Source organism: Anaerovorax odorimutans DSM 5092 (assembly GCF_000426305.1).
GTDB classification, from domain to species: Bacteria; Bacillota; Clostridia; order Peptostreptococcales; family Anaerovoracaceae; genus Anaerovorax; species Anaerovorax odorimutans.
Genome location: NZ_AUFC01000020.1, coordinates 1 through 18,796 on the forward strand (window position 1 = coordinate 1; position 18,796 = coordinate 18,796).

General features: G+C 31.5%; 15 protein-coding genes. 10 read left to right on the forward strand and 5 right to left on the reverse strand.

Translation table 11 applies throughout. The annotated features are described in order from the left end of the window. The 3 genes from K292_RS16535 to K292_RS0108450 form a co-directional block, all read right to left on the reverse strand. The coding region (locus tag K292_RS16535; protein WP_037372889.1) for a hypothetical protein at positions 1–224 on the reverse strand (224 nt) is incomplete at its 3' end. Between the two features lie 86 nt (positions 225–310). After that, a complete protein-coding gene (locus tag K292_RS0108445) occupies positions 311–1,360 on the reverse strand; it encodes a DUF4179 domain-containing protein (RefSeq protein WP_027399468.1) in 1,050 nt (349 codons plus the stop codon). Next, on the reverse strand, positions 1,357–1,908 hold the full coding sequence (locus K292_RS0108450) for a sigma-70 family RNA polymerase sigma factor (RefSeq protein WP_027399469.1): 552 nt from the start codon (positions 1,906–1,908) through the stop codon (positions 1,357–1,359). Before K292_RS0108450 ends, K292_RS0108445 begins: the two co-directional genes overlap by 4 nt. 204 nt (positions 1,909–2,112) lie before the next feature. On the opposite strand from K292_RS0108450, the gene K292_RS0108455 reads away from it, so the two are divergent. The 7 genes from K292_RS0108455 (at position 2,113) to K292_RS0108485 (ending at position 14,489) form a co-directional block, all read left to right on the forward strand. Then, entirely contained in the window at positions 2,113–3,384 is a 1,272-nt protein-coding gene (locus K292_RS0108455; protein ID WP_027399470.1) for an MFS transporter, read from the forward strand. A gap of 223 nt (positions 3,385–3,607) precedes the next feature. Beyond that, entirely contained in the window at positions 3,608–7,033 is a 3,426-nt protein-coding gene (locus tag K292_RS0108460) for a PD-(D/E)XK nuclease family protein (protein ID WP_027399471.1), read from the forward strand. Between the two features lie 236 nt (positions 7,034–7,269). Further along, positions 7,270–8,196 carry a cysteine synthase A gene (gene cysK, locus K292_RS0108465; RefSeq protein WP_027399472.1) on the forward strand — a complete coding sequence of 309 codons (927 nt, stop codon included), beginning with the start codon at positions 7,270–7,272 and terminating at the stop codon, positions 8,194–8,196. Between the two features lie 30 nt (positions 8,197–8,226). Continuing rightward, complete coding sequence (locus tag K292_RS0108470; RefSeq protein ID WP_027399473.1) at positions 8,227–9,570, forward strand: APC family permease; 1,344 nt, start codon at positions 8,227–8,229, stop codon at positions 9,568–9,570. A 243-nt stretch (positions 9,571–9,813) separates the two neighbouring features. After that, complete coding sequence (locus K292_RS0108475) at positions 9,814–11,556, forward strand: AMP-dependent synthetase/ligase (RefSeq protein WP_027399474.1); 1,743 nt, start codon at positions 9,814–9,816, stop codon at positions 11,554–11,556. Next, a complete protein-coding gene (locus K292_RS0108480) occupies positions 11,546–13,360 on the forward strand; it encodes an AMP-dependent synthetase/ligase (protein ID WP_245570845.1) in 1,815 nt (604 codons plus the stop codon). The genes K292_RS0108475 and K292_RS0108480 overlap by 11 nt, the downstream gene beginning before the upstream one ends. A 31-nt stretch (positions 13,361–13,391) precedes the next feature. Then, positions 13,392–14,489, forward strand: coding sequence for an alanine/ornithine racemase family PLP-dependent enzyme (locus K292_RS0108485; RefSeq protein WP_027399476.1), 1,098 nt, complete (start codon positions 13,392–13,394; stop codon positions 14,487–14,489). A gap of 61 nt (positions 14,490–14,550) precedes the next feature. On the opposite strand, the gene K292_RS0108490 is transcribed toward K292_RS0108485, so the two are convergent. Further along, positions 14,551–14,955, reverse strand: coding sequence for a bacteriohemerythrin (locus tag K292_RS0108490; RefSeq protein WP_027399477.1), 405 nt, complete (start codon positions 14,953–14,955; stop codon positions 14,551–14,553). A gap of 71 nt (positions 14,956–15,026) precedes the next feature. Next, a complete protein-coding gene (locus tag K292_RS0108495; RefSeq protein ID WP_027399478.1) occupies positions 15,027–15,572 on the reverse strand; it encodes a rubredoxin-like domain-containing protein in 546 nt (181 codons plus the stop codon). Between the two features lie 318 nt (positions 15,573–15,890). Here K292_RS0108495 and K292_RS0108500 point away from each other — a divergent pair, with 318 nt between their 5' ends. From K292_RS0108500 to K292_RS16540, 3 genes are all read left to right on the forward strand, one after another. Next, a complete protein-coding gene (locus K292_RS0108500; protein ID WP_051280549.1) occupies positions 15,891–17,093 on the forward strand; it encodes an ABC transporter substrate-binding protein in 1,203 nt (400 codons plus the stop codon). 76 nt (positions 17,094–17,169) lie between these two features. Next, positions 17,170–17,394, forward strand: a complete 225-nt coding sequence (locus K292_RS0108505; protein WP_027399480.1) for a NifU family protein — start codon at positions 17,170–17,172, stop codon at positions 17,392–17,394. An 8-nt stretch (positions 17,395–17,402) separates the two neighbouring features. Beyond that, a complete protein-coding gene (locus K292_RS16540) occupies positions 17,403–18,647 on the forward strand; it encodes a CapA family protein (protein WP_051280551.1) in 1,245 nt (414 codons plus the stop codon). Positions 18,648–18,796: the final 149 nt, after the last annotated feature.

An 18,796-nucleotide genomic window follows, 5' to 3' on the forward strand; every position in this document is an offset into this window, starting at 1 on the left:
TCCATAAATGCAAACAGTATTATCTTTAATAATTTTAGTGCATCACATTTTGGGCGACCTGTTCTGCAGCCTTCCTCTGCAAAGTATGGTGTTAGGTCAATATGATCCACTACATCACAAAAGGTATACATTGGATCAGACAAATCAATAAGTTTTTCTAAATCCAGTGGTAATTTTAACTGTCTTGTTGTAAAATTAAAGTTGGTATTTTTGTTTTTTTGCATAAATAAATTATACCAAAAACCCGCTATGGTTTCTATGACCACAGCGGGTTTTCTATTTGGGGAGTTTTTTTACAGCCCCTTTTGCTTTAATTTTTCATATCAATTTGTATATCGCAGAAATCAATGGTATCAATTTGAGACAAATCTAATACTTCTGAAAAACTGTAATTTATTATAATTGTATCAAAGCTTGTAGACATTCCTGAACTGAAAATCTTATCAAATGTTTCACCATTTTTTAATTTTATAGTCATATGATCACTTAATCTTTCATTCGAATTGTCTTCAGGGGGTTCTTCATCATATTTTTCGATTTCTGATCCTTTTATTTTTAGACTTAAGGATATAGGAGATAAAGTTATTTCTTTTAATGTTACAGTATAAGATGAAAAGTGAATTTTTTCGTTTATTTTATGAACTATAGAATTATCACGATAGTTTAATTTAAATGAAATACTCCAATTACCTTCAATTAATTTAGTATACCAATCTTCAATTGATTCACCTTCAGGATTATAGCAGGAAAAATCTATAAAATTCAGAGTCATTTCTCTGCCAATAAGTTTTTTCCTTGAATCTAAAGATAGCAACATAGGTATAATGTTATCATTAGGATTATTATCTGAGAGTTCTTCTATATGCCAGCCCATGGAAGTACCACCTGATATATTTACTCTTGTTTCTTCAAATAAATATTGTAAATCCTCTTGAATCTTATCTTCAGGTATGATTACATCAAATATAATATTAACAGAATGTCTGTCTCCTATGGCTTCTTTTACATCTATAGTTAATCCGTTTGCAGATACTTGCTTGTTAATGACAGTTCCAACGGAATTTAGTGAAGATAATTCTTCTTCATTATCAGGTTTAAAAAAATTTAAAGCATCTTCGCTTGCAATATAATGATAAGCAGCAAAGGATAAAGTAAATGTTGCTAATATAATGATACAAGCAATCAGTAATGATCTGAATCTATTTCTGTTAAAACTTGCTTTTACACCTCTATTTAAGTTGGCTTTTTTCAGCGTTTTTGCAAGTATTTGTGATTTTTCTTTATTTGAAAGAGATTCTGATCCTAAATCAAATTCTTTTTCTAAAATGTATACATCCATTAATTCATCTATCTTTTTCATATTATAATACCCCCTTTTTCTAAAATGGTTTTAAGTTTTTTTCTACCCCTGTATAATTTATTTTCTACGGTTTTTGCATCAATAGAAAGTCTTCCTGCAATATCTGATATTTTTTCGTAGAAGTAATAGCGATAAATAAATATTTCTTTATCCGGTGGAGGCAAGCTGTCTATTGCGGATTTAATAATTTCAGCGTTTATATTATTAGAAATTTCGTCAGCAATGTCAGTGTCAATTTTTAATTCTACTTCTTCTAATGGAAGTAAATCTCCTGAGCGTCCAATTTTTCTTCTGTAATCCAATGCTGTATGCCTTGCAATTCCACATAAATAATTTTTTAAGGAGATATTTTTGCTTTTATCAAATCTATGTATGCTCTGCCATAGACGGACAAATGTATCAGAAACACATTCCTCCAAATCTTGCTGATTATTACCGATTATTTTTAATGTAATCCACTTTACTAAATCACCATATTGATTTATTGCTGCTTCTAAACCTTTTGACGGAGAATTTTCTAAAAGTAAAATTATTTGATCATCATTCATATTTTTCCTCCAAGTAAGTTATATAAAACGTTTTATATAAATAAATTCGTATGAAAGAAGAATTTCCACTCAAAAAATATTTAATAATTATATTATAAGAGTAAGTATACAAAATTCAAAAGTATTTTTTATAGTATTGCCATTATAAAGAGTTTACAATATAAACTAATAATAAGAAATTAAAAATTAAGGAGAAATAAAAATATGAAAAATCCTACTATGACTCTGGTTAGGACAGATAAATTTCATCCTACGCAACTAAAAGTATTTTTTACTATGATTACTCTTTATACTTTTTATTTCGCATCTAATTATAACCTTGGACCTGCAACAAAATATATACAGGATGATTTTAATTTGTCTAATAGTGAATTTGGAGTTTTATTTACTATTTTTACAGTTGGATTTGGTTTGGGACAATTCGCAGCAGGATTTTTAGGGGACAGATACAATCCCAAATTACTTATGTTTCTAGGGGCGATTGGTTCAACTATTGCAAATTTTTGCTTTGGATTATCAAATTCTATGACTGCGTTTTCATTCTTCTGGGCAATCAATGCTGTTTCACTTGCTATGGGTTGGTCACCGGGATGCAGTATATTATTTAAATGGATACCAGAGAGGCGATGGGGTCTTTTTATGGGGCTCTTCGATGCATTTGCTTTTTTAGGAGGTATTATTGTATACCCTATTGCAGGGTTTGCAATTACATACCTTAGCTGGAGATATGCTTTTTTTATTCCTCCATTAATGCTATCTGTCTGGACTGTTGTTTTTTTCTTTGTGGTAAAAAGTACACCTGAAGAAGCAGGACTCAGAGTAGAATGGAAAAAACAAGATGAAAAAACTGAAACAGTAACATTAAAAGATTATGCGAAAATATTAAAAAATCCTGTAATGAATTTAATTTGTGTTGTGGCTATATGCAGTCAGTTTGTAAGATGGGGCTTGGTTAATTGGATCATTAAAATTCTTACTGAATCTACTCAATTAGGAGGATTTGGCATATCTTTGGTAGTTGCAGCTGCCATTGCTTCGGCAATGCATTGGGGCGGAGCCTTTTTTTCCATAGGCATGGGATTTATTTCTGATACAGTATTTCGTGGCAGCAGATGGCAAACTGTTGCAATTGGCTTTTTAGTAAGTTGTATATCCTTAATTATTGTTTTCTTTTGCGGTCAACAGATTATAGCTTTAAAAGGTGGCATTATATTCTTAACTGTTTTACTTTTTTTGGCAGGTGGTTGTATTCAAGGTGTTCAAGCACCGATTTTTAACTTGCCGGGAGATATTTTAGGAAGCAGATTAGGAGGTACAGGAGTGGGAGTTGTAAATGGGTGGTCATATATAGGAGCATCATTTGCAGGAGGTACCTTAGGTTTTATGATGGATAACTTTAGCTTGACAAGCGGACTCCTTTTAATGGCAGGAATTTCTTTATTAGGTTCAATTACTATAACAATAGTAAGAAAATAAATTTAAATATAAATATAGGTAAAACATAATAAGTGTCACGGTTATATATATTAAAGTAGGTTACTGAAACTCAGAATCTGCTTTTTTATTATGTAATATATAGTAAGATAATAGGAATAATTCAAAGTGCCAATCTCAGTGCCATAAATATTTTATTATAAGTAAATTAGTGGTATAATTAAGGAAAGATGTTGCGTATAGTATACATATAAAAGAGGTACACATGTTAAATCTATTTTACGGCAGAGAAAGCTTAGACAAGGATAAATTTTTATTTGATAATATTAAAATACAATTAGAAGAAATAAAAAGTACAGGAAAGAACATTATCTTATTAGTACCTGATCAATTTACGCTGCAGGCAGAGCGTAATGCTTTTGCGTATCTTGGTGTGAGTGGAATTATGGAATTGGATATTCTCAGTCAATCCAGATTAGGATTTAAGGTTTTGGAAGAAATAGGAGGAAGTACTCGAACCCATATTGATAAATATGGCAGACACATGATTCTTGCAAAGATATTGGCAGATGAAAATGACAGACTAGATGCATATAAAGGAATGGGCAAAGTTCATTCTTTTATTGATATGATTAACAATTTAATTTCTGAAATGAAGCAGTATAATACTAAAACTAGTGATCTGCCTGGGATTATAGAAAAAACTCAAGATTCGGCTATATTAAAAAGAAAGTTAAAAGACATACATATAATATATACAAAATATGAAAAAGCCATCGAAGGCAAATATATAGATACTGAGGATTATTTAAATCTCTTTATTTCTAAGTTGAAAAAATCAAAACTTATTCGTAATGCAGAAATTTGGGTTACGGGTTTTGATTACTTTACGCCTAAAACGATAGATATATTAAAGGAGCTTATACAAACAGCAAACAATGTAAATATAATTATGACAGGTTCAAATAGATTATCAAGAGATTCCGAGCTTTTTTTGTTAACAAAGAGTATTTCAATTAAACTTAAAGAAATAAGCAATAGGCTTGGAACTAAGTATAATGAAGAGGAAATTGATAATAGATATGAAATAAAAGCAGGTATATGGGAAACTGAAAAAGATTTTGCACTTGCTCATTTGGAAAAAGAACTTTATGCCTATCCAAATAAAAATTATGATAAAGAGCAGAATAAAACAGGGGAACAAACTTCGTTAAGTGACTGTGCACTTACCCTTTGCAATGCAGCGAATTTTTATGCTGAGGCTGAAAGTGCAGCGGCATATATATTAAGCTTGGTTCGTGAAAAAGGTTATCGATATCGTGATATTGTTGTAGTTTGCAACGATATGGATGCCAGAGCTTCTGTTATTAAGCGGGTATTTGCAGATTATAATATTCCTGCATTTATAGATAAGAAAAGAGGCATTTTACACAACCCAATTATCGAATATATTAATGCATTAATTGATATTATTTCAAAATCGTGGAAATATGAAGATGTCTTTCGCCTGATTAAAACAGGATTGACTCCACTTTCACAAGAGGATTGTCAAAGTCTTGAAAACTACGTTATTAAATATCGTATTAGGGGAAGCAGATGGAATTCAGACTTTAAATATGGCATAAAAGATATTGGAGAAAAAGAACTTGCAAGGTTAAATGAACTGAGATTAATTTTGGTGTCATATATTAAACAGTTTGATGATGAATTTAAAAAAAGTAAAACAGTAAGAGAAAAGATAATTTCGATTTATAATTTTTTAAAAGATAAAGCAAAGCTTTATGAAAAAACTGAAGAGCTGATTAATTATTTGAATAAAAACACTCAATTTGAGTATGCAGAAGAGGCGGCTCAAATTTGGGGTATAGTAATGGGAATTTTTGACCAGATGGTTGAACTTCTGGGAGATGAAAAACTCAGTAATTCAGAATTAAGTGACTTATTAAAGGCAGGGTTTGAGTCTGTTGAAATTGGATTGTTACCACCAATAATAGATGAAGTGATAGTAGGGACCATGCAAAGAACAAGAGTAGGGAATATAAAAGCATTAATTGTAATTGGTGCCAATGATGGGCTTATTCCCGCATCTGTGACAATGGAAGGACTTCTAAGTGAGGATGAAAAAATAAAGCTTTTAGACAGAGGTATAGAAATTTGCAAGCTTGATGATTTGCGTGCACGGGAAGAAAGACTTGCAATTTATAAAACTTTTTCAAAACCAATAAAGCATTTATGGGTAGGCTATTCTGCAACAGATCTTGAAGGAAAAGAAATGAAGCCTTCACTTATCTTTGAAAAGCTGAGAAACATATTCCCGAATATAGAAGTGGATAAGGATATACTTAATCAAGATAATGATATTTCACTGATTTCTACTCCAAAAAGTACTTTAACTCATATGACTAAAGCTTTTAGAGGTGCTATGGAGAATGAAGAGTTAAAAGATGAATGGAAAACAGCTGCAAATTGGTATTTACATAACAATAAAAATAAAAGCTTTGTAGATACTTTAGAAGAAGGCTTATTTTTTACAAATGAACAGCGAAGAATAGAAAACAGCTTAATAAATAAACTATATAAATTTGATGAAAAATCTATGCAAGATGATCTTATTTTAAGTCCTTCACGATTAGAGAAATTTTCGAGATGTCCTTTTGCACATTTTATTAATTACGGATTAAAGCCGGAAGAACGCAGAATATTTGAAATTGCAGGAAGAGAGATAGGTGATGTATACCATGAGACTTTGATGAAAATATCAAACCAGTTGACTGTACCGGGTATGGATATAACTGATGTAAATTCTCCATGGATGAAAATTTCAAAAGAAGAATGTCAAAAACATGTAGATGCAATTATAGAGGAAGAATCAAAGACTTATTTAGAAGGAGTTTTAAGTCAGGGTAAAGAAGAAATATATCGTACAAACAGAATTAAGGAAGTTTGTGGACAGTCAGCATGGGCATTGGTGAACCATGTACAGCAAGGACATATAAAAAAAGTGTTTTTTGAAAGTAAATTTGGAAAAGGAGAAAACAGTCATTTCCCGCCAATCGAAATAAATGTTGAAAAAGGCAAAATACGTATAGAAGGTAAGATTGACAGGGTAGATATTCTTGATGGAGATTATGTAAAAATAATAGACTATAAGTCAGGAAGAGAAAAGTTTGATTTAAAAGAAGTAAAAGCAGGATATAAACTACAACTTATGTTATATCTGAAAGCTGCCGTAAATAATGATAATTTGAAGCCGGCAGGTGTGTTTTATTTTGAAATCGCCGAACCATCTATAGATTCAACTCAATTAACTTTAAAGGAGTATAAAGATAAATTACAGATGGAGTTAAGCAAAAAGTTTAAGTTAGATGGTATAGTACTTGATAATACTAAAGTAATAGAAGGTATTGCCGGTAATTTTAATGGCTATTCAGATATAATTCCAGTCAGGAAAACAAAAGAAGGAAATTTTGCAGGAACTTCTGAAGGAAAGCTTTTGAATGAATTGGAATTTATGGAATTTCAAGATGCTGTAAATGAAACTGTCAATAAATTATGTGGTGATTTAATTGACGGCTGTATTGATATCAAGCCAAAGAAAACAAAGACAGATACAGCATGTAAGTATTGTATATATAAAAGCATTTGTAATTTTGATTTAGCATTTTCAGGCTGTAAATATGAGAAGATATAATGCCTGTTTAATTTAAGAAAAAGTACATAAATATTTGTCAAGGTTGCATTATACATTATTAAGAGATAAGAGAAAAATAATAATAAATATTATATTTTATATAAATTAAAAGTCTAGCTAATAAATGTCAACAGTGAATAGATAAAAAGTCCAATATTTTTTAAATTCTAAAAAAGGGTATCTTTCATGGATCTTTTGATATTTAGTTAAGCAGGTGGTTTAAAGGAGGAATACTAATGAAAATAGTAAATAATTTAACAGAATTAATTGGAAATACACCGATGATGTATTTATCCGCATATAGTAAAGCCGTTTCTCTGGAGGGCGTAAACTTAATTGGAAAATTGGAGTATTTTAATCCCCTTGGAAGTGTAAAAGATAGAGCAGCTCTTTCCATGATAGAGGATGCAGAAAAAAGAGGAGAATTAAAGCAGGGAAGTGTTATTATAGAACCAACAAGCGGAAATACAGGAATTGGGCTTGCGTTTGTATCTACAATTAAAGGGTATCGTATAATTCTTACAATGCCTGATAGTATGAGTTTAGAACGAAGAAATTTACTTATGGCTTTAGGCGCTGAACTGGTTTTAACCCCAGGAGCAAAAGGTATGAAAGGTGCAATTGCTGAGGCAGAAAAACTTGCATCAGAACTTCCTGATTCCTTTATCCCGGGTCAGTTTACAAATCCTGCAAATCCAAGGATTCATATAAGTACTACTGCAGAGGAAATTTGGAGAGATACAGATGGTCAAGTTGATATTTTCGTAGCAGGAGCAGGAACAGGCGGCACTATAACAGGAGTAGGAGAAGGCCTTAAAAGCCACAGCAGATTTATTAAAATTGTTGCGGTAGAACCTTATGATTCTCCTGTTCTTTCAGGAGGAGAAGCAGGACCGCATAAGCTTCAAGGTATAGGAGCAGGTTTTGTGCCTACTGTATTAAACGTAAAAATTCTTGATGAGATTATTAAAGTAAAGGCAAATGATGCTTTTGAAACAGCAAGAACACTTGCACAAACCGAAGGCTTACTTGTTGGCATTTCTGGAGGTGCAGCCCTTTATGCAGGTACTCAGCTTGCCAAGAGAAAAGAAAATATTGGGAAAAATATTGTCGTGTTGCTGCCTGATTCAGGAGAAAGATATTTATCTTCGGAACTTTTTTAATATTAATTTATGACACATAAGGAGAATAATATGGAACGACAGAAGCGAGGCTATAGCTTGTTTACTGCAATTGCTATGATTGTAGGTATTGTCATAGGTTCAGGGATCTTTTTTAAGGCAGATAATATGCTGGTTGCCACCAATGGAAATGTGGGATTGGCTGTTATAATGTTTTGTATTGCGGCGTTCAGCATTGTATTTGGAAGTTTAACTTTCAGTCAATTTGCATCACTTACAGATAAGCCGGGAGGGATTATTACTTATGCTAATGAATTTGTCGGTAAACGATTTGCTTGTGCACTTGGATGGTTTCAAACTTATGTTTATTATCCAACCTTGACTATAGTTTTATCTTGGGTTGTAGGTATTTATACAGGAGTAATGTTTGGATGGGATTTATCTCTTGCAGGTCAAATTTATATAGGATTCATATGGTATATTATATGTTTCGGATATAATATGATTTCAGCCAAATTAGCTGGAATTTTTCAAGAAATTGCTATGCTTATCAAATTAATTCCACTTATTGGTATTGCAGTTTCCGGAATTATGTTTGGAGATCCTGTTGGTGCAATTATGAATCCTACACCTGAAGCAATAGAAGCTACAAAAAATTTAGCCTGGATCTCTGCCATAGGACCAGTAGCCTTCTCTTTTGATGGATGGATTATTTCCACTGCGGTAGCTCACGAGGTAAAAAATGCTAAAAGGAATATGCCACGGGCACTAATTGCAGCACCATTATTTGTTTTAGCCGTATATATTCTTTATTTTGTAGGAATTTGTGGTTATATAGGACCCGAAAAAGTAATGGAACTTGAAGATGCCAGTGTATCTCTTCTTGCTGACAAATTATTTGGAACAGGATTTGCAGCAATGATTATGGTATTTATAGTTATATCAGTTATGGGGACTACAAATGGAATTATACTTGGATATATTCGTGTTCCGTATTCTTTAGGAATTAGAAATATGATACCGGGTTCCAGATTTGTAAGCAGGGTAAATCACAATACAAATGTACCTTTTAATTCAGCATGTTATTGCTTTGTCATTGGAGTAATTTGGTGGGTTATTCATTTTATAACACAAAAATATGGATTCCTTCCTAATTCTGATATATCAGAAATTGCCATTGTAATGAATTATTTGCTATATATAGTTCTTTACTATGCAGCTTACAAAATGTGGCGAATAGGCAGAATTCGAGGTGTAGGTGCCGGTTTTGTTTATCCTTTGCTTGCAACAGTAGGTTCATTGACAATATTGTTTGGAGGCTTGCAAAATCCTAACTTTTTTGCATATATTGCAATCAGTTTAATTGTTATCATAGTGGGATTTTTTTATGGCAGCAATGCACGTATGTCAATATAGTAATTAAGCAATAAAAAGGAGCACACAGCTCCTTTTTATTGCTTATATTTGTTAATAATGATAAAATATTTTATATATAGAAAATATCGTTTATAGTATTTTAGGATAAATAAATTTCTATATATTAGATTAATATTACTAAAATGTAAGAGTCATTGAATTAGGTTAAAGATTAAACAGATATAATGATATGCAAAATAACAGCAAAGTTTTGAGCATAAAAATAAAGGGGGAGCCCGTTATATGAATAGCGCTAAATATAAAGATGAAATATATATACATAGACCAATAACAGATTTAAAAAATATGATTAATACAAGTGCCGAGTTGTATGCAGAAAAAAATGCTTTTCTTGTAAAAGATACTCCGGGAGGGGGATATAGGCCAATTAAATTCAAAGACTTTAAAAAGGATATTGATAGTCTTGGCACTGCTTTAATGGATATAGGGCTTACCGGTAAAAAAATAGCCGTAATTGGTGAAAATAGATATGAATGGGTAGTATCCTACTTGTCAGTGGTAAATGGGGTTGGAATTATTGTTCCGTTAGACAGGGAACTTCCTAAATCAGAAATACGTAATTTAATCATGCGTGCAGAGGTTAGTGCCATTGTATATTCAAGTAAAGTAGAAAGAACTGTAAAAGAAGCCGTAGAAGGAGTAGCGTCTATCGAATATATGATTGGAATGGATAGTTTGGAACATGAGGGTATGAATCTTTCGCTGAAGAAGCTAGTTGAACAAGGAAAAAATTTGGTTTCTAAAGAAAAACGATTTTTTATTGATGCACAGATAAATCCTGAGGAAATGTGTTCTATCATTTTTACTTCCGGAACTACAGGTCTTGCAAAAGGTGTAATGCTTTCTCATAAAAATATAGTTGCTAATGTATATCATATGTCAAAGTATGTGGATGTATCAAATAATTTTACAGGGCTTTCTGTTTTGCCTATGCATCATACTTATGAGCTTACTTGTCATGTCTTTACATCAATGTATCAAGGTTGTTGCGTAGCTATTTGTGAAGGACTGAGATATATTGTAAAAAATATGGCTGAAGCAAAGGCTACTGTTATGCTTGGTGTTCCTCTTATTTTTGAGAATATGCATAAAAAAGTGTGGAAAAAAGCAGAAGCAGGGGGTAAAGCAGACAAAATGAAAGCGGCCGTTCAGCTTTCAAAAAAATTAAAGAAATTTAATATAAAGGCAATGAAAAAATTATTTAAAGATGTACATAATGCTATGGGTGGAAGTATGCAGCTGTTTATATCGGGGGCTGCTGCAATAGACCCTGCAGTTGTTGAAGATTTCAATGCCATGGGTTTTACAATGATTCAAGGGTATGGGATGACAGAAAATTCTCCTATTATAGCAGTTAACAAAGACAGATACTATAAACCTGCCTCTGTGGGACTACCCATGCCAGGAACAGAGATAAAGATTATCGATAAAGATGAAAACGGAGTGGGAGAAATAATTTGCAAAGGCGATTCTGTAATGCTTGGATATTATAACGATAAAGAGGAGACTGAAAAAGTTTTAATAGATGGATGGCTTCATACTGGAGATTATGGATATTTTGATAAAGATGGTTTTCTTTATATCTCTGGCAGAAAGAAAAATGTTATCATAACTAAAAATGGTAAGAATGTATTCCCTGAAGAAGTAGAATTTTATTTAAATAAAAGTGATTATATTAAAGAGGTTCTAGTTTGGGGGAAAGATGATGATAACGGAGATACGGTTATTTGTGCAGATATTGTGCCCAACTATATTCTAATAGAAGAAGAACAAGGTAAATTATCAGATGCTGAATTGAGAAAGCTTTTTAAAAAAATTATTGATGATGTAAATGACAGCATGCCTATATATAAAAGGGTAAAGCGTTTTGAAATAAGGGAAACAGAATTTGAAAAGACTACAACACAAAAAATAAAAAGACATACTGCAAAGCATAACGGGGAGGACAGTAAGCATGGACATTAGCCAAGAAGAATATGCATTATTAAAAGAAAAGGAAATGGAATATGCTAAAGAAGTTGTAAACAAGGTAAAAAACAGCAAAGACAGAAATATTATGTATAAAGATATTCGTCCTATTACAGATATTAAGCATATGTTTGAAACAAGTGTAGAGTTATATGGTAATAATACAGCTTTCCATGTAAAAGATAAAGAAGGGGGACCATATAGATCCATTACTTTTAAAGAAAGTAAAATTGATGTTGATGCACTTGGTACGGCTTTTATTTCATTAGGGCTTAAGGATAAAAAAATCTCAATTATAGGGGAAAATCGTTATGACTGGGCAATTACTTATTTAGCAATAGTTTGTGGTACAGGCGTAGCAGTACCTCTTGATAAAGAGTTACCTATAAATGAACTTGCTCAATTAATTAATGAGGCTGATGTTGAATGTGTCATATATTCTAAAAAATACGATAAAATTTTTAAAGAAATGAAAGAGAGTGGAAAAACCTCTTTAAAGCTGTTAATTAATATGGACTTAGAGGAGAGTAATGATTATTCACTGGCATTAAAAGATGTAATTGACGGAGGTAAAGAATTAATAGAGAGGGGAAACAGAAAATTTCTTGATGCACAGATTCATAGAGAAGAGATGCGTATAATTATATTCACATCTGGTACAACAGGTATCGCAAAGGGAGTTATGTTGTCTCATGGTAATATTGTTGAGGATCTAATGGCATCACCAACTTTGCTTGAAGTTCGTCAAAAGGATGTGTTCTTTTCCATACTGCCTATTCATCATACTTATGAATGTACATGCGGTTTTTTAATGCCTCTTTATAGGGGTGCCTCAATTGCTTATTGCGAAGGTTTAAAATATATTACTAAAAATTTAGCTGAAGCAAAACCAACAATATTTTTGGGAGTACCTCTGATCGTAGAAAATCTTTATAAAAAAATATGGCAGAATGTTAGAAAATCAGGTAAAGAGGATACGTTAAAGAAAATGCTTTCCATAAATAAAAAAATGAAAAAAATTGGTATAGATTTAAGCTCGGTTTTATTTAGGCAGATAGCTGCGGTATTTGGTGGAAGAATGAAAGTCATTATATGTGGAGGTGCAGCTATTGATCCTGAAATATTACAGGGAATAAGAGATTTTGGAATTAATGCTGTACAAGGATACGGACTTACAGAATGTGCACCTATTTGTGCATTAAATCCCGATAAATATCCTAAAAATGATTCAGCAGGATATATTCCGCCCGGATTTAAAATTAAAATTGATAAAGCTGATCCTGAAACAGGAATAGGAGAAATCTGTGCTAAAGGGGGAAATGTTATGCTGGGATATTATAATAATCCTGAAGCAACAGCAGAAGTTTTAAAGGATGGATGGTTTTATACAGGTGATCTTGGATATTTGGATAAGGATAATTATGTATATATCACGGGCAGAAGCAAAAATGTTATCATTACAAAAAATGGAAAAAACGTTTTTCCTGAAGAACTTGAACACTATTTAAATAAAATTCCTTATATAGAAGAATGTTTGGTATGGGGTAAAGATAGTGATGAAACTAAAGAAACACAAATCTTTGCAAGTATTAGAGTTTCATATGATGAAGTCAGGGATAAATTAGGAGACAATTACAGTGATCCAGATGTGGAAAAATTAATTTGGAGAGAAATTGATGCAATAAATATAAATCTGCCTCTATTTAAAAGGATAAAAAAGATTAGTATAAGAAAAGAAGAATTTGAAAAAACAACAGGTCAAAAAATTAAAAGATATGCAGAGTCTAATAAAAAATTATAAATTGATTTTTAATAATATGGAGAAATAAAATATGAATAAATTAGATTATCAATATCCAAGAGTAGAGCTGGATTTAAAAAAGTTAAAATGTAATATAGATCAAATTGTTTCACGCTGCAAAGATCAAGGTATAGGAGTTGCAGGAGTAATCAAAGGCTTTAATGGTATTCCAAAAGGTATAATGCAGTATGAAGCATCCGATTGTGATTATATTGCAACTTCAAGATTAGAACAGCTTCAAACAGCGGCAAATTTAGGTGTTACAAAACCTCTTATGTTAATTCGTATTCCTATGCTCAGTGAGGCAGCAGATGTAGTCAGAATTGCTGATGTAAGTTTAAACAGTGAGATTAGTGTAATAAAAAAGCTTAATGAAGAGGCAGAAAAACAAAATAAAATTCATAAAGTTATTCTTATGGTTGAACTTGGCGATTTAAGAGAGGGTTTTTGGGATAAAGAAGAACTTATAAAAACAGCAGTTTATATAGAGAAAGAATTAAAAGGATTAAAACTTTTAGGAATAGGAACTAATCTGGGTTGTTATGGGTCAATTGCCTCAACCCCTGAAAAAATGAATGAGCTTATTGAGTATGCAGAAAAAATTGAAAAAGAAATAGGAAGAAAATTAGATGTTATTTCGGGAGGAGGAACTAGGGCTTTTCCTTTGGTTCTTAAAGGCATTATGCCAAAGAGAATTAATAATCTTAGGATTGGTGAAGTTATTGTAATCGCAAAAGAATTAGAAGAATTGTATGGATATGATATAAGCTTTCTGAATCAAGATACTTTTATATTAAAAGCTGAAATAATTGAACTAAAAGGAAAACCTACATACCCTATAGGGGAAAAGGATTATAATGCTTTTAGAGAAGTAGATGAATATGAAGATCGTGGAATAAGAAAACGAGCACTTGCTGCATTAGGAATAGTTGACTTTGTATTTACAGATCAATTAAAACCTACTGATGCAAATATTAGTATTATCGGTGCAAGCAGTGACCATTTAATTTTAGATGTTGAGGATTGTAAAGAAAATTATAAGGTGGGAGATATTTTAGAATTTAAATTATCTTATTCTACACTCGTAAACGTTACTAATTCACCTAATGTAAAAATTATATGTAAATAAAAAATAATAAAAGGAGTGTATGAACTATAAAATTAGTAAATACATTCCCTTTTGATTAACCTTATTTTGTTGAACGTATATGGGCAGCTACTTTCACATCTTCCTTTTTAATATGGTTAAGAAGCCAGCCGGCAATACTGCTGTTTACTTTGCCTACTAATACAATTGTAGGACCTTCCGCATTTAATTGATTCATTAAATCTTTTACTACACTTTTAAAAGTTTCATGATACTTTTTATGATTTTCATAATCAGGGTATTTGCTTTGTAATTGAAGCTTTTCTTCATCTGCAAAGTGTTTTGATGTATAATCGTATAAAAATTCTGTTACATATTTTAATTCATCTCTGCCTTTTCCTTTTGCGCAGGCGTCCAGTAAGTTATTTATTGCTGCTATTAACTGTTTGTGTTGACCATCAATTTTAGTATTTCCGGTTTCTAAATCGGATGTCCATGCATATGCCATAATTAATTCACCCCTCTAATAAAAATCATCAGGAAGATTAGTATCAATCTTTCTGATGATGATATATAAAATTATCCGAAATATCTATTTAATAGACCTTCAAAAGCTTGACCGTGTCTCGCTTCATCTTTAGCCATTTCATGAACAGTGTCATGTATAGCGTCAAGATTTTTTTGTTTTGCAATTGTAGCAAGAGCTTTTTTACCTGCACAAGCGCCGTTTTCTGCATCTACTCTCATTTCAAGATTTTTCTTTGTAGAATCTGTTATTACTTCACCAAGTAATTCAGCAAATTTTGCAGCATGTTCTGCTTCTTCATATGCAGCCTTTTCATAGTACATACCAATTTCAGGGTAACCTTCTCTGAAAGCTACTCTTGCCATTGCAAGGTACATTCCTACTTCTGTACATTCACCGTTAAAGTTATCTCTAAGACCTTGTAAAATTTCAGCATCTACACCTTTAGCTACGCCAACTACGTGTTGATCAGCCCATTCTTTTTTTCCTTCTTGTGCTTTAATAAATTTGTCTGAAGATGCTTTACATTGTGGACATTGAGCTGGTGGTTCTGCTCCTTCATATGTATATCCGCAAACTGAACAAGTCCATTTCATAATATAATTCCTCCCTTTATTTAAAAAATTTTTTAATTATAAAATCAATATAATATGTATATACCATCAAGATTTTAAAATAAACATAAAATCTAAAAAAAATAAAGAAATAATTCTAAGACTTTACTTTTTATATATAATTGATATAATTAAAAAAGCTTTGTATTTTTTTATCAAAATAACTTGACTTTTGATAAATATAGTTAAAAAGAGGATAAACAATTAAATTATGGCATTTGAAATATTGTTTAAAATATGAATTTAAATTAAAAATATAAATAAATAGATTTTTTTATTGTGAATAAAAGGAAAAAACAAATAATGACAAAGTATTTGAAGAAAACAGTATTCCTATTAATAATTGTATTACTTATAAGTAGTTGTTTTACAGGTTGCAAGACTTTTGATAATTTTAAATCTACATTTATTGACCATGAAGGAAAAACAGAAGAAAAAGTAAGAATAGGAGTATTTGAACCTTTATCAGGAGAGAATAAAGAACAAGGAGAGTTAGAAAAGACGGGCATAGAATTAGCCCATGAATTATATTCAAAAGCATTAGGCAAAGAAGTTGAACTTGTATATGCAGACAATAAATCAGATCTAACTGTTGCCGAAACAATGGCAAAAGAGCTTATTGAAAAAAGACCGGCAGTAATATTAGGAAGCTTCGGAAGTACTTTTTCTCTTATTGGAAATGATATATTTAAGGAAGCTGATACTCCGGCCATTGCAGTTACGTGTTCAAATCCACTTGTGACTAACAGCAGTGAATATTATTTTAGAGTATGTTATGTTGAGTCTTTTCAAGGAATAGCTGCGGCTAAATATGCAGTAGAAGAAATGAAGGTAAAGAAAGCAGCCATTTTAAAAGAATCAAATAATGATTATGCAGCAGCATTTTGTCAGGCTTTTTCAGATAAATTTAAAGCATTAACAAAAGATGAACAAGGGATTGTAAGCAGCATGGAATATAATGCTGAGGATAAAACCTTTAAAGAACAATTAAATGATATAAAGAAATCCGGAGCAGAAGTTATTTTTTTACCAAGTGAAATAACTGATGCGGCAAATATTATGAAAGAAGCAAAGAAACTTAATATAGATGCAACATTTTTGGGAACTGATAAATGGGAAAATGAGGATTTAATAAAACTTGGAGGTAAAGCTGTAGAGGGTGCCGCTTTTTCCACATATTTTGATTCAAAATCAGCAATAACTGAAACCACATCGGTTTTTTTAGAGGCATATCAACAAAAGTATGGAAAAAATTCTGTACCGGATAGTGCCGTTGCACTAGGGTTTGACGCATATTTGTTAGCTGTAACTGCAATTAATCAGGCAGGAACTGCAGTTAGTGGAAAAGCTGTTAAAGAAGTATTAGAGAAAACAAAAGGATTTATCGGCGCTTCAGGAAATATAACCTTTGATAAAAATGGTGATCCTATAAAATCTGTATCAATAAATACTGTAAAAGATGGCAAGATAGTTTATACTTATACAGTAGAACCTACTTGGTCATAATTAAAGAGTTTATATCCATAAAAATATAATAAATTTTAATAAGTTTTTGAAACTAATTTATGAAAGGAGAAATAAGATGGTAGATAACATTAAAGATGCAATTGAGAATATCAGACCGTTTTTACAAAGAGATGGCGGAGATGTTGAGTTTGTTGAATATACAGCAGACAAAATTGTAAAAGTAAGATTACAAGGTGCTTGTCATGGTTGTCCAGCTGCACAGATGACACTTAAAGGTGTTATTGAGAAGATTTTAAAAGAACAATATCCAGAAGATATTAAAGCTGTTGAATCAGTATAGGAGAGACAATGACTAATAATGAAAAAGATAATAATTTTATAATCAAATTAATAGTCATTTTAGGAATCTTTGTATTAATAGTGGGAATTGCAATAGCAATCCCACTGTTTTTCAATGCACATAAAAATGGTCCCTTAAATGATGCATCTTCAATTCTAAGAGAACAGCCTGTAAAACTATCTATTTCTTGTGTGGGAGATATTATGGTGCATTCACCTCAAATTCCTTCACAATATGATAGCGTTACGAGTACATATGATTATAATAATAATTTTGAATTTGTAAAAAAATATATAGAAGCATCTGATCTAGCCATTTGTAACGTAGAAACAACTTTCGGCGGTGGGAAATACGCAGGTTATCCTTTGTTTAATGCACCAGAACAGCTTGCTGATGCTGTTAAGAATGCAGGGTGGGATGTTGCGGTAACTGCAAATAACCATTGTATGGACACTGGCTTTAACGGTTTAGAAAGAACAATCAGAGTTTCCAGAGAAGCAGGACTTGTTACAACGGGAACTATGCTTGAAGGAGACAAAAATTATGCAATGATAACTGAGAAGGGCATTAATATTGCGGTAATTGCATATACCTACGAGACGAGTAATATAAACGGAACAATAACAATTAACGGTAATTCCATATCTTCTGAAGCAGCATCAAGGATAAATTCTTTTAATTATGATACATTAACTGAAGATATGCAGAAAATAAAAAATACGATTTCAGAAGCCAGAAAAGAAGGCGCAGATATAGTAGTTTGCTATTTTCATTGGGGAGAGGAATATCAACGATCTCCTAATGATTATCAATTGAATATTGCAAGACAAGCTGCTGATATGGGAGCAGATATGATATTTGCATCACATCCTCACGTATTACAAGGTGTAGAAATGTTAAAAAATGAAACAACAGGGAAACAAGTACCTGTATTTTATTCAATGGGAAATTTTATTTCAAATCAAAGATTGGAAACTTTAAATAATCGATATACGGAACAAGGTATTATTGCAGAGGTTAATCTTGAATATATGAAGAGTACAAAAGAAATTTTAACAATTCAAATGGATGCTATTCCTGTTTGGGTTGATAAGTATAAGAGCAATGGAAAAGATGTATATTCAGTAGTACCTTTAGATGATCAGATAGAAGCAAATACTTCTTTAGCAGTGTCAGGACATTTGCAAAGAGCACAGCAAGCGCTTTCAGATGTCAAAGAGCTTCTGGGCGAAGAATATATTAGGTCAAATTAAATTTAAAGCTAAAGGAATTAGTGAATTATTTTTAAAAACTTTTACTTTTTCTTTATAAAAAATATCTTAATCGATATTTTTTTATTTTTTGATTAAAATAATATTATAATGATTTCTATATTTGTTTTTTTATTACTTAAAACTATTAA

Coding starts and splice junctions, on each gene's coding strand:
- K292_RS0108490 (WP_027399477.1), bottom strand. CDS start 14,955: ATGGCATATGCATGGACATCCGATTTAGAAACCGGAAATACTAAAATT.
- K292_RS16540 (WP_051280551.1), top strand. CDS start 17,403: ATGACTAATAATGAAAAAGATAATAATTTTATAATCAAATTAATAGTC.
- K292_RS0108455 (WP_027399470.1), top strand. CDS start 2,113: ATGAAAAATCCTACTATGACTCTGGTTAGGACAGATAAATTTCATCCT.
- cysK (WP_027399472.1), top strand. CDS start 7,270: ATGAAAATAGTAAATAATTTAACAGAATTAATTGGAAATACACCGATG.
- K292_RS0108500 (WP_051280549.1), top strand. CDS start 15,891: ATGACAAAGTATTTGAAGAAAACAGTATTCCTATTAATAATTGTATTA.
- K292_RS0108480 (WP_245570845.1), top strand. CDS start 11,546: ATGGACATTAGCCAAGAAGAATATGCATTATTAAAAGAAAAGGAAATG.
- K292_RS0108505 (WP_027399480.1), top strand. CDS start 17,170: ATGGTAGATAACATTAAAGATGCAATTGAGAATATCAGACCGTTTTTA.
- K292_RS0108445 (WP_027399468.1), bottom strand. CDS start 1,360: ATGAAAAAGATAGATGAATTAATGGATGTATACATTTTAGAAAAAGAA.
- K292_RS0108485 (WP_027399476.1), top strand. CDS start 13,392: ATGAATAAATTAGATTATCAATATCCAAGAGTAGAGCTGGATTTAAAA.
- K292_RS0108460 (WP_027399471.1), top strand. CDS start 3,608: ATGTTAAATCTATTTTACGGCAGAGAAAGCTTAGACAAGGATAAATTT.
- K292_RS0108470 (WP_027399473.1), top strand. CDS start 8,227: ATGGAACGACAGAAGCGAGGCTATAGCTTGTTTACTGCAATTGCTATG.
- K292_RS0108450 (WP_027399469.1), bottom strand. CDS start 1,908: ATGAATGATGATCAAATAATTTTACTTTTAGAAAATTCTCCGTCAAAA.
- K292_RS0108475 (WP_027399474.1), top strand. CDS start 9,814: ATGAATAGCGCTAAATATAAAGATGAAATATATATACATAGACCAATA.